Origin of the sequence: Rhodococcus sp. NPDC056743 (assembly GCF_042790355.1) — a bacterium.
In the GTDB taxonomy this organism is placed as follows: domain Bacteria; phylum Actinomycetota; class Actinomycetes; order Mycobacteriales; family Mycobacteriaceae; genus Rhodococcus_F.
Map to the genome: position 1 here is coordinate 43,533 of NZ_JBHTZI010000015.1, position 12,291 is coordinate 55,823.

General features: G+C 59.7%; 8 protein-coding genes. All 8 read left to right on the forward strand.

Features of this window, described 5'->3' with window-relative positions:
- Window positions 1-278 precede the first annotated feature (278 nt).
- The 8 genes from ACFRFQ_RS28825 (at window position 279) to ACFRFQ_RS28860 (ending at window position 12,290) form a co-directional block, all read left to right on the forward strand.
- Window positions 279-1,379: an LLM class flavin-dependent oxidoreductase gene (locus ACFRFQ_RS28825; RefSeq protein WP_138872655.1), complete on the forward strand. Its 1,101-nt coding sequence runs from the start codon at window positions 279-281 to the stop codon at window positions 1,377-1,379.
- Window positions 1,380-1,477: 98 nt separating this feature from the next.
- Entirely contained in the window at window positions 1,478-3,571 is a 2,094-nt protein-coding gene (locus tag ACFRFQ_RS28830; protein WP_378665027.1) for a hypothetical protein, read from the forward strand.
- Window positions 3,564-5,075 (forward strand): ATP-binding protein, encoded by a 1,512-nt coding sequence (locus ACFRFQ_RS28835; protein WP_378665028.1) that lies wholly within the window; start codon window positions 3,564-3,566, stop codon window positions 5,073-5,075. The genes ACFRFQ_RS28830 and ACFRFQ_RS28835 overlap by 8 nt, the downstream gene beginning before the upstream one ends.
- Window positions 5,072-7,996: a Z1 domain-containing protein gene (locus tag ACFRFQ_RS28840; protein WP_378665029.1), complete on the forward strand. Its 2,925-nt coding sequence runs from the start codon at window positions 5,072-5,074 to the stop codon at window positions 7,994-7,996. Before ACFRFQ_RS28835 ends, ACFRFQ_RS28840 begins: the two co-directional genes overlap by 4 nt.
- A gap of 33 nt (window positions 7,997-8,029) precedes the next feature.
- Window positions 8,030-8,884 carry a ParA family protein gene (locus ACFRFQ_RS28845; RefSeq protein WP_378665030.1) on the forward strand — a complete coding sequence of 285 codons (855 nt, stop codon included), beginning with the start codon at window positions 8,030-8,032 and terminating at the stop codon, window positions 8,882-8,884.
- Window positions 8,881-9,372, forward strand: a complete 492-nt coding sequence (locus tag ACFRFQ_RS28850) for a hypothetical protein (protein WP_378665031.1) — start codon at window positions 8,881-8,883, stop codon at window positions 9,370-9,372. Before ACFRFQ_RS28845 ends, ACFRFQ_RS28850 begins: the two co-directional genes overlap by 4 nt.
- Window positions 9,373-9,422: 50 nt before the next feature.
- A complete protein-coding gene (locus tag ACFRFQ_RS28855) occupies window positions 9,423-10,229 on the forward strand; it encodes a hypothetical protein (protein WP_378665032.1) in 807 nt (268 codons plus the stop codon).
- Window positions 10,230-10,382: 153 nt separating this feature from the next.
- On the forward strand, window positions 10,383-12,290 hold the full coding sequence (locus ACFRFQ_RS28860; RefSeq protein WP_378665033.1) for a TerD family protein: 1,908 nt from the start codon (window positions 10,383-10,385) through the stop codon (window positions 12,288-12,290).
- Window position 12,291: the final 1 nt, after the last annotated feature.

The window sequence follows — 12,291 nt, forward strand, 5'->3', positions numbered from 1 at the left end:
AAGGAATCTGTTTCTATGTCCTTCATGTTTACCGTGCGCTCATTTGGGCCGTGACGCAGGTCCTACTTGGCGGGAATCTGTGACCAGCGGCCTCTATTTCGGATCTGCGAGAGTTTTAGCCACGAATCGGCCGGATTCCAGGGAGAACTGTTGAGACAGTGCATGTTTCGGCGATCGATTGGTTTGGGCATTAGTGCGCCACGCCGGTTCGGTGGGGGTGAGCGAACTAGCGTGTCGAGGGACAGGCGCCGTGCGGCGGTTCTCGAGAAAGACGGGTCATGCGTTTTCAGGTTCTGGACATCATCTTCAACCCACCTCATCCAGTAACCGGAGAGGCAGTAGCCCCGTCGGACCGGCTCAATCGCGTCGTCGAACTCGCGGTTCTCGCCGAAGAGTTGGGTATCGACTCCTTCTCGGTGGGGGAGCGTCACGCCGGCCCGGTTCTGTCCTCTGCGCCGACGGTCGTCCTGGGCGCAATTGCGCAGGCCACAGACCGAATTCTGCTCTCGACGGGTGTCACCGTCCTGTCGTTGCTCGACCCGATTCGGGTGGCCGAGGACTTCGGAACCATCGACCAACTCAGCCGCGGGCGACTCGAAATTGTGATCGGCAAGGGAAACGAGGTGTTGCAGTACCCGTTGCTCGGCCTCGATATCTCCAAGCAATACGAATACCTGACCGAGAACTACGAACTCCTCAAACTCCTGATCAGCGAGGAAAACGTCAAGTGGGTGGGGACCCATCGGCCCTCCCTCGAAGACGCAACGACGCTACCGCGGCCCTACGACGGGCCTTTCCGTATTTGGCACGGGTCCGCGACCTCCTTCGAGGCAGTCGAGCTTGCTGCACAGTGGGGCGACCCGATAGTCACGGCCAATGCCCTCCAGCCCCGCGAGAACTACAAAGTGCTCATCGACCACTACCGCGAGCAGTATCTCGCTCACGGGCATGATCCGTCCAAGGCATATGTCGGCTCCGGGTCAGGTGGTCTGTTTCTCGCCGACACCACCGAACAAGCCGTCGAGGAATTCCGCCCCATCTACGAGGGGGCTGTCGCGCAGCAAGACAAGCGTAAGCACGACCCCAAAGCGGTCGGTAAGACTACGAGCTTCCGGACCATCGAGGAAGCCGTCGACCGTGGACCCGCGTTGGTCGGGTCGCCGGAGCGTGTCGCCGAGAAGATCCTTGACTACCACGAGAGTTACGGTCACGACTTCCAGTCCGTATCCATCAATCACGTCCTCGACTTCGAGCAGCAGAAGGACACCTTGCGCCGGTTTGCCGAAGAAGTAATTCCCCTCGTGAAGGCGGAACTGTCGACCAACCTGTGGAGCGTCGGAGATGCGGATCGGGCGAAGGGTTTCACCGCGCTCGACTGAGCCGGCGAGTGTAATCAGGTCCGACGCTGCGACGAGCCACAGCCTGCAGTAGCTTATTACCGACATCGTGGTCGGTTTTACACTGCATTGAAAGTTCTGTGAGTGGGAGTAGTGCGTTGACGTTGGGTGTGAACTCGCTACCCGCAACAGAACTGTCGGACACGCTCTGGGTCGATATTCTGCCGTGGCTGGACGACTATGTGTCCGACCGTGCCGCCCTACTCGAGCCCCTGGCGCCGTCCCCGGACTGGTGGTTCAGTGAGTCGCCGTCGTTCACCGTCGTCGAAGTCGATCTCGAAAAACTGCTGTCCGAATTGGCGGCGCTCTACATTTCCCACCATTCGTCGGCGGTTCTGAGGGAGAGTTTCCCGCTCCTCGATCCGAGTGTGCCGTTTGGTGCGCTCGGGCTCGATACACGCGCCGTGACGTCGCTGGCCCGTTTGGCCTCGCACGCGAATGTCGGCGAACTGCTGACTCACACCACTGCGGAGATTTTCGGTGTTCGTGGAACCAGCGAGCACACAGTTCACGATGTGGTTCACAGCTTGCTCGTGTGTGCGGTGATGACGGATCCCCGCTCACGGATCGAGACGGCGGACGACGAAGCGGCCCCGCCCGCGATCACTGCCTTACTCGACGATCTCGAGCAGTTGGCAGTGTGGCGACGGGTCCGCGGTCAGGATGCGCGGCCGTTGGTCACCGTCGAGATCGAAGACGAGTCGCCGGAACCTATCCAGGAGCTGGCGGCCCGAATTTCCGCGTTGACACCGAACGATCTGCCTGCCGTGCATCGAACCGACGCGATGGACGAGATCGACAACCTCTTTTCACAACTCGACGAACGTGAGTCGCTGGTCTTGCGGGAGCGCATTGTGGCGCCGGTGCCGCAGCGGCGAGGAGCGGTCGGTGCGAAGATTGGTGTGGGCTCGGGACGAGTAGGGCAAATCGAAGCTGAGGTAAAAGCAAAGATCAATGACGCCTGTGGGTTCGGAACTGCAGTCGGAAATTTGCTTGCCAGCTTGCGCGTCGAGATTCAGCCGGTCGCTTCGCTCGAGCGCCTTCTGGAATTGCATCCGAGCATCGCCGCCGAGGTGCCCGGGTACGGCGTTCCCTTGTGGTTGGTTCTCGATCGGCTCGACGACTACTTCGAGGTCACCGATGGTTGGGCTGCCGCGCCCGGGGTGGCGGCAGCAAAGAAGCGCACCCAGACATTGCTCGAGGACTTCGAATCACCCAACGGCGTAGTAGCTCTCGGCGACGTCGTTGATGCGGTGTCGATGTCTCGAGGTGAGCTCGAGAAGTGGCTCGACTGGTGCGGAATCACCGTTGTTTCCGGGTCTGCCTTGACCAGGGCGCGCCGAATTTCCGACCTGGCAGTCGGCGCGTTGGAGGCGTTGGGGACACCGAAGACTGTTCCCGAATTGGCGGAGTTGCTGAAGACGGATCGCCCCGAACGGTCGATCGAGCGGGCCCTCGAAGCGGATGATCGCGTCGTGCTCGACGCCGGTTCGTGGCACCTTCAGGCTTGGGGTAGTGCGGATGCCATTGCAGGCGAAGCTGTTCCGGAACCCAGTGAGTTCAACGTCGGCGGCGATGGAATCGTTCGACGTAAGCGCTCACGCGATACTGCCAAACCGCCGGAGCAGACGCGTCGCCTGTACCGCTCTGGCAATGTCTGGCGATACCGTACGACGGTCACGTCAGAGCATGTGCGGGGTTCGAGCTTTGCGGTGCCGGCCGGTGTGGCGGTCGCAGCCGGTTGTGTGCGAGGCGAGAGCGTGGAACTCGAGAGTCATCTTGGTGTTCAGGCTGTTCGGTGGAGTGGTGCTCAGCCGACCTTCGGCACAATCCGTAGATTCCTCCGTGAGCTGTCCGCTGTCGTGGGCGAAGACATCTTGCTCGAATTGTGGCAGGACGGGACGTTCCGGGTGGTGCGTCCGGTCGTTGTGCACGCCGATGTCGATCCATTGCGACAAGCACTTGCCGAAATCGGCAACCGTGAACCGTTGCGCACCGCCGATCGGCACGTCGTGCGCATTCTCGCCGAGGCGGTGAGTCTCCCCGGCGAGGATCGGCCGCGAAAGCTGTTGCGAGCATACGAAGATCGAGGTGAGGATGTGATCCTCGATCTGTTGGAAGCGGCCTGGGTTCACACCGCAGGATTCGCAGATTCGGAGGTTGGCGATGCCTGACATCTCGGAGGTGTCGACAGTCGGCGCCAAGGCGCTATCAGCTGACGAATCCCTCGCCGGCGCAGTGGGGTTGCACCACACCATCACGACCGCGCTTGCAGATCTGGTGGATAACAGTCTCGACGCGGGTGCTGCGCACGTGTTGATTCGCTTTGTGCAGGACGGGACTCGGATTGTCTCGATGATGTTGATCGACGACGGCCGGGGAATGGACGCCGCCACGATCGACGCAGCGATGACATACGGGCGCCGACGCGATTACGGCGCAGCAGATTTGGGTCACTTCGGTGTTGGAATGAAGGCCGCGTCGCTCAGTCAGGCCCGGGTGCTGCGGGTGTGGTCGAGGCGCTCGGGTAACCCCACCCAAGGCCGCGAGATCAACTCCGGGCAGGGGCGCCAGGCGGTTTCGGTAATCGAAGAGGCAGAGGCCGCGGCTTTCTTCGATGCCGTCACTCCGCGCTTTCCGTTCGATTCCGGCACCATCGTCGAATGGCGCGGCATCACAACATTTCTGATGTCCGCCAACGAGGACGAGCAGACCAGTTGGCTCGAACAAACCATCAACGACGTGCGCAGCCACCTCGGTGTGGTGTTCCATCGACTGATCGAATCCGGCCGAGTCGCACTGACGGTCGATGTCTTCGACCTCGAGGCAGGCCGGGCCGGGGCGTTGCGCTCGGTGGGTGCGCTCGATCCGTTTTCCTACCCACGCACCGGCTCCCCGAATTACCCGCAGCAGCTGAGTGCGTCGGTCGACGGATCGGTTTTAGTCGCCAATGCCCATATCTGGCCGGCTCGGAGCAATGCGCCGGAATTTCGACTCAGCGGTGCGCCCGGTAGGGATCAGCAAGGGTTGTACTTCTATCGACACGATCGGCTCCTGCAGATCGGTGGCTGGAACGGGATTGTTCGGGGGCGTCCGGATTACGGATTGGCCCGCGTTGCGGTCGACCTCGACGACAACGTGTTGCAGCACATCACGATCAATCCCGAAAAATCGGGAGTCACTCTCGATGCGACTGCGGCGGCTGCCCTCGATGGCGCGGTATTCTCAGGCGGAACCGGGAACTTCCGCTCCTATCTCGACGACGCCGAAAACTCGGTCCGCGCGGCGCGTAGTCATCAGCCCCGGCCGATCAGCGTCGTAGAGCCGTCTTCGGGTTTGCCCGAGGATGTGCTCGATTCGTTCAGCGACGCATTCGAATTCACCGTTGGTGCTGATCCGGTTGCCATCGGATGGCGCGCATTGGCGAGGGATCAATTCTTCGAAGTAGACCTCAAAACGCGCACCTTGTGGATCAATGCGCGCTTTCGGCGCGACCTGCTGGGGCACCGAAGTCTCGACACCACGGACGCGTCGGTGCTGAAGTCGCTGATCTATCTGCTGGTCGGCGAAATGTTCGAGGGCATCAGGATCAGCGCGCGGCAGAAGGAAAAGATGCAGGCGTGGCAAGAAGTCCTGATCTCTGCAATGGCGGCACATCGAGAGCAGGTAGCGCAGTGAGCGAGGAAGTCTTCCGTGCTGTGGCACGCGAACTGGGCGAAGGGTTTCCACCCGAAGACGTTCTGTACCCGGTCAATGCACGGTTGCGGGCCAGCTATCCCGACGGGTTGACCATCGCCGACATTGTTGACGTCTTCCTCGACGACAGTGCTGTTGCCGTGCGGACCGCTCTGCGTTCACGATTGCGTCAGTGGGACGCTGAGAGCGTCGAGACGTGGGTCGGCGCAACTGCTGCGCAGAGCAGCGAGCGTCGAACCTTGATCTACGAATTGCTCGGACTGCCCGCGCACGTGCACGACGAACTCAGTACGATGTTTCCCCGCGAAGGTGGGCCCGTGGTGATTGCGGCTCAGCAGCCGTGGGATCCCTGGTACACCGCAGAGCGCAGGCGCGAGCATGACTTCTACTGGCGTGCCTACAAGCGAGTTCTGGCGGATAAGAACTGGGACGAGAAGACAATCGGCAAACTGGATGTAGCAACCACTGAGGTCGTTCACCGGCTCGCCGACCCGACCAGGCCGGAACCGTATCAGTCCAAGGGACTGGTGGTCGGCTATGTCCAGAGCGGAAAAACGGCGAATTTCAGTGGCGTAGTGGCCAAGGCAATCGACGCCGGGTACCGCTTGGTCATCGTGTTGACCGGCACTATCGAGATTCTGAGGAGCCAGACGCAGCGACGCCTCGACATGGAGTTGGTCGGCCGTCAGAACATCAGCGCGGGCGTTGACGAAGATTACGCCAACGACGAAGATTGGCGCGACGGGAACTTTCTCGAGCACGAAATCGATCCCAACAAGACCAACGAGATTCCCGCAATTCGTCGACTCACCACGTCGACGTTCGACTACAAGAGCCTGCTTGCGGGCTTGAGCGCGTTGCACTTCGAGACAGTGGATCACTCACTTCCGCTCAATGATCCGAAGAATCTGTACCCCAGCAATATTCGGATTGCTGTGGTCAAGAAGAATGTCTCGAGCCTCAAGAAGTTGGTCGCGGACCTGAAGAAAGTTCCCACCGAACTCGATCAGATCCCAGCGTTGATCATCGATGACGAGGCAGATCAGGCGTCGGTGAACACAATTGATCCGAAGAAGATGAAAACCGAGCAGATCGAGCGGACGGCGATCAACGGCCAGATCGCCGAGATCCTCGGTCTCCTCAAGCGTGCCCAGTACATCGGTTACACCGCAACACCTTTTGCCAATGTGTTTGTCGATCCGGAAGACAGCGTCAACGTCTTTCCTTCGGACTTCATCGTCAGCCTCGAGCGGCCCGGCCCGTACATGGGTGGTGCGGACTTTCACGATCTCGACGATGTGGATGACGACGACAAGACGCCGGCCAATTCGAATGAGAAGGCATACGTACGGGATCTTCGAGCCGAGTGCGACGAGGATCGCTCAGCCGAGCAGTTGCGAGCGCTCGACTCGTTTGTCCTGACCGGGGCAATCAAGCTATTTCGGGAATCGAAGGGCGCCAAGCCGTATCGGCACCACACGATGCTGGTGCACGAATCGGTGAAGCAGGCCGAGCATGACGCCGTAGCCGACGACTTCAAGGCCTTGTGGAAATCGGCCGGATACAGCCAGGCCAAAAGTCTTTCCCGGCTGGACAAGCTCTGGGCCGAAGACTTTGCGGTGGTGAGTGCGGCTCGGGGCAGTGAACTGGAAAATCCTGGTTCGTTTGCCGAGTTGGAGGAGTTCATCGGCGCTGCCTACGACAAGATCTCCGAGGGTACTAGCCCCGTCATCGTGGTCAATGGTGCGGCCGAGAAGGACTACAAGCAGGATTCCCTCGACTTCCAGGAACGCGGCGTATGGAAGATTCTCGTCGGCGGTACGAAGCTGAGTCGAGGCTTCACGGTCGAGGGACTCACCATCACGTACTACACCCGCAGAACCGGCCAAGCCGACACGTTGATGCAGATGGGCCGATGGTTCGGTTTCCGCCCAGGATACCGAGACTTGGTGCGACTGTTCATCGGTCGTACGGTCGGCGGACCAGCCGGTGCCGAGTACGACATGTACAAGGCGTTCGAGGCCATCGTGCGGGACGAGGAAGAGTTCCGGAATGAGCTGACTCGGTTCAGCGGCGTGAACGAGAATGGCGAACCGTGGGTCACCCCGCGCGATGTGCCGCCAATGGTGTTCCAGCAGCTTCCGTGGCTCAAGCCCACCGCACGGAACAAGATGTTCAACGCCGAGCTGGCTTATCGCGGTATGGGCGGCGAGAGTTTCAGTTTCACGATGCAGCCGCCGCGCGGTGACGGCTCGATCAATGCCCGACATTTTGCTGCTGTCGGTCCGGTGTTGAAGTCGCTCGGCGATTCCGGGACATTCAACTTTGTGGACAAGGAAGATGTTGTGCGGTCCTTCACCGCGCGGTACGGAATCGTCCCAGCTCCCGTAGTTCTGGACGCAGTCGATCAGTTCGAGTGGGCGACGGGCTGGAACTTCGGGCCCCACCGTGAAGCGCTCTCGGCGGCAATCGAATCCGGCTTGCTCGAGGATTTTGCCGTTCTTCTGCCACAGCCGAAGACGCGTGAGGCCACCGAGATCAAGGGCTGGCACGAGAAACTTCCGATCGTCAATCGCAAGCGTCAAGAGCGTGAGTATCGGACGGGCTTCACAGGCACCGCCGTTCGCGAGCGTGATGCCATCGAACACATCGCCGGCAGTTCGAAGAAGAACGGTGGGCCTCTTGCCGGCGCACTGCACCGCAAGACTCGCGGCGCGTTGATTCTGGTGTTTGCCAACGATCCGGGTCCACGCCAGTTGAAGCGGGCACAGGCCGGTCCGGTGGATTCGCGCGACTTCGCGACACTGTTCTCGTATGCGCTGCCGCAAGCCGCGGAACCGTTGGGGCGGATCGGTTTTCGAGTGAAACAATCAGGGACAGGTGCGATAGTCGATGCAAACTAGGTGCGTAGCGGTGAAGAACAGGGACGGATTCTGATGGCAAAGACCATTGCGACAATCAACCTCAAAGGTGGCGTCGGTAAGACGACGATCACGGCCGGGTTGGCGGAGTTCATGTCGCTCGAATTCGGGCAGCGTGTGTTGCTGATCGACCTTGATGCGCAGATCAACCTCACCACCATGATGATCAGTGAGGATCACTGGCTCGAGCTGAACAAGAAGGGGCTCACCAGCGCCACCATCTTCCGTGACGCGGTTGAAGGTACGTCGAACTTCGACTTGCATGGGACCATTCAGCGTGGGGTCTCGCCGGTCAAGCGCGTCACCGGTGTAGATCTGCTGCCCTCGTCGCTCGATCTGATCGAGTTGCAGGAGGAGATCAGTGCCCTTCGGGTGGCTGACCGAAGTTCCACCAAGCCGGTCGAGTTGTTGCGCGACGCTGTAGGTCCTGTGATGGATTACTACGACTACGTGCTGATCGACTGCCCACCCAACTTGGGCCCGATCACGCTCAACGGGTTGGCTATGGCTGACGGCTATGTCATTCCTACGATCCCGGATGTGCTTTCTACATACGGCATTCCGCAGATCCAGACGCACATCGCCAAGTTCGGCAGGGAAATTGGCCGTGAGCTCTTCGAGCTGGGGTTGGTGATCACCAAGTACAAGTCGAATTCCGCGGTGCACCGGACCACCGTCAGGAATCTTCGACGCGATCCCAACGTCCCACACGTATTGCCCGAATATCTCGCGGAGTCGAATCAGATTGCCGCATCAGCGGAGTTTCATCCGTACGGCACCCTGAAAGTGAAGTACGGCAACGCAGGTCAGTTCGATCAGATGCGTGCGATCACGCAGAACATTCTCACGGAAGCGCAGGCGAAGCTATGAGTGCGGGTATCGATGAAGCACGTCGTCGGGTGCAGGTGCAGGAAACCGGTGCTGCGCTCTTGAAGCTGGGGGCGACGAATGCCTCGGCATCGGTGTTGCTGGCCAAGCTGGTTCAGGTAGTCGCGGAGGAGGCCGCCCGTACCCCGCGATTCGCGAAGGCAATCGAAGAAGCTTTTGCGGTTCCGTCCGACGGATCATCCGCGGTCGTACCAGCTCCTGCACCGGCACCGCGTCGTCGGGCCGCGGCACCGAAGGTGAAACGCGAGCCGGGGGCCTTCGACCCGTTCGAGATCTTCAAGGTTGAAGGGGAAGAAGTTCTGTTGGAGCGTCTTTCGGCCCTCGATGCGGACGGGATCAAGGACATCATCGCGGAGCAGGAAATCGACACCCACAAGGAGACGGGTCGTAAGCGCAAGGTGGATGTGCTTGCAGTCTGGACCGTCGAGCGGGTGAAGGCACTGACTTCGAAGGGGAGTGCATTCCGTTGATTTCACTTCAAACAAAGATGTCCTAATTTCCTCTCGTATTGGAGACCGCAGTGATCGACTTTCAGTTGAATACCGACGAATACACGCTCTACCAAGCGTTGCCTGAGGACGGATCTGCCCAGGGGAATATCACTACCCGAAAAGCTCTGCGTTGGAGGAAGACAAAATACTGGGAAACTCGTGAAGGGTTGATCCGGAAACAGGCTGCGATTGCGGGGCTTGGTGGTGGGGGAACTCTGCGCCGCGCGCCGGACCAAGTCGATGGAACTGAACTCGCAGGCCAGGTCGTTGAATCGGTCGGTGGGGTGCGTATTCCCGCGCGGGTTAGAGAACGTCACCTGTACGGCCCACTGGTCGACACGCTTCGTGAATCCTGGAGCCGCGAGACTCGCTCGAATTCGATTGTTGTCGAAGATACCTCGGACCAAGGGAGGCGCTCCACCGGTGGTCGCTGGACCCGGCCTGACATCGTCGCCATCAATCTGAAGGAGTACGACTACCTCCCAGGCAAGTACATCGAAGTGGTGTCATTTGAGGTCAAGCCTGCTGATCAGATCAATGTTACGGCGGTTTACGAGGCGTTAGCGCACAGGAGGAGCGCCACTCATGCCTATGTATTGCTGCATATTCCACAGGTGCGCAGAGATTCCTTGGCCGATGATTTGTTGTCAGTGCGAAGTGCTGCAGCGGAGCATGGGGTCGGTGTCATAACTTTCGGAGAACAAGATAACTACGACACATGGTCGATCCTGGAAGTCGCGCTCCGCGTCGAAACGACGCCGGAACGTTTGAACGACTTCATCGAGACTCAACTTTCATCTGATTCCAAACGCAAGATTGCTATGAGTGTTCGCTAGATTGGTGCGGGGGCCGCTTCCGAACGGTTTTCGATAGGGCCAACAGACTGTCAGTATCCCGTAATACGATTTGTCGGACGGTTCAGGAATGATGTCGGTGTCAATCGACCACCCAGCCGATCGTTTGAATAGTTTTCTGATGGAGGAATTTCGATGACTAGTGCGTTGAGCCACGCCGAGACGCTTCGTCTGCCTGCGGACCACCGCTGGGTCGTTCTCGATGTCGAGACGTCAGGAATGCGGTCGGCGTCGCATCGTGCGCTCAGTATCGCCGCATTAGTCCTGCGTGAGGATGGATCGGTAGAGCGCCAGTTCTCGACGCTGCTCAATCCGGGATGCGATCCTGGACCCGTCCACGTTCACGGCCTCAGTCCCGACCGATTGGCCGGTGCACCGCGTTTCGAAGACATTGCCGAGGAATTCGGTGAGTTGCTCTCGGGCCGGACTATGGTGGCGCACAACGCGTCGTTCGACTACGGCTTCCTCGACGCAGAGTTTCAACGCGCAGGTTTCGGTACTCCGATCGAGAAGAGATTGTGCACACTGGCGCTATCGCGTCGTCTGGAGCTCGATGTGCCCAATCATCGGCTTGCAACGTTGGCCGAGTACTGGAAGATCGAGCAACTCAACGCACACGACGCGTATGACGATGCTCGGGTACTGGTCGAGGTCTTCGGGCGGAGCGCATCACTTGCCGACACACTGCAACTCCCGCTTCCAGTGGTCGGCTGTAAGGATCGCCGGGTCACGGTTCACCCGCAGCAGATCAAGCGTGTGCCGTCGTCATTCGCGAATCCTGGACGCCTCGATCTGACGCGTGGGCTGGTCCAGGGCATGAAGGTAGTCATCAGCGGTCCGACGCGCATACCTCGGATTGCTTTGGCAACCCGGCTCACAAACACGGGTTTCGATGTCATGAATACCGTGAGTCGACAGACGAGTGTGGTGGTGTGCGACAACGCCGCATCGCAGAGTGGGAAGGTACGAAAGGCCGAGGCCGACGGAATTCCCATCATCTCGGAGCAGCAGCTCGAAGATTTGTTGGCACGTGCGATGCCGGGTGAGATCAAGAGCGAGGGTGCTCCGGTGGTGGTGCCCAACGTGGTTTCAGAGCCTGACACAGCGACGTTCCCTGAGGTTATCGAGGTCGAGCGTGCGGCAGTTCTGGTGCCGGAGATTGTCGTACCGGCGCAACCTCGTCCCGTCGTCGGTCCGTCCACTATCGCGACTGCATCACCTCTCGCGAATCGAAAGGCGAAAGCGTGGCAGGGGCGCCGGGTACTGATTCTAGGCGGCAGCCACCTCGACGGCGTGATCATGCGGTCACGCATTCTTCAGCTCGGTGCTCGTCCGTCACTCAACTTCACCACTGCGGTCACTGAGGTTCTGATCTTGGAGGGCGGTGAGTCCGACAAGCGGATGGCCAGGGTCACCGACCGGGGGCTCCCGAAGATTACAGAATCCGATGTCAACGAGGCGTTGGTCTCTGGTGTGGTTCCCGCACATATGAAGCTTGAATCACGCTTGTCTGCACCTATTTTGATGCGTGGCGAGGTTGTTGATCTTCCTGTAGCTCAGCCGACTTGGTCGATCAATGTTGCGTGGCGGGCCGAGAATGTCGGCGACGAATTCGACGTTGACGTAGTTGCCTTCCTCTTGGACGGCGCCAACAAGATTGATTCCGATCAGGATTTTGTCTTCTACAACAACACCGTGGATGAGGACGGCGCAGTGGAGCTTTCCGTCGACGGGGACAGCGAGCAGAGTATTCGTGCAGATCTCGACTCTCTGCCTGCCGAATGCAAGCGTGTTGCAATAGCGGCTGCAGTGGACGGTGAACGGACCTTCGGCGATTTGGGTGCCGTATCGGTCAGCGTTGATGGTCCCGACGGAACATTTGCCACATTTGTGCTCGATCTTGGAACTGTCGAACGAACCATGGTGCTCGCCGAGATCTACCGCCGCGGAGATATTTGGCGCCTCCGGGCGGTAGGTCAGGGGCATAACCACGGCCTTGGCGCTATGGCTGTCGGCTACGGCGTTGAGGTGGATGAAGACTGAT

Excerpts from the sequence above, each read along its gene's own strand:
- ACFRFQ_RS28825 (WP_138872655.1), top strand. The coding sequence starts at position 279 with ATGCGTTTTCAGGTTCTGGACATCATCTTCAACCCACCTCATCCAGTA.
- ACFRFQ_RS28835 (WP_378665028.1), top strand. The coding sequence starts at position 3,564 with ATGCCTGACATCTCGGAGGTGTCGACAGTCGGCGCCAAGGCGCTATCA.
- ACFRFQ_RS28845 (WP_378665030.1), top strand. The coding sequence starts at position 8,030 with ATGGCAAAGACCATTGCGACAATCAACCTCAAAGGTGGCGTCGGTAAG.
- ACFRFQ_RS28850 (WP_378665031.1), top strand. The coding sequence starts at position 8,881 with ATGAGTGCGGGTATCGATGAAGCACGTCGTCGGGTGCAGGTGCAGGAA.
- ACFRFQ_RS28860 (WP_378665033.1), top strand. The coding sequence starts at position 10,383 with ATGACTAGTGCGTTGAGCCACGCCGAGACGCTTCGTCTGCCTGCGGAC.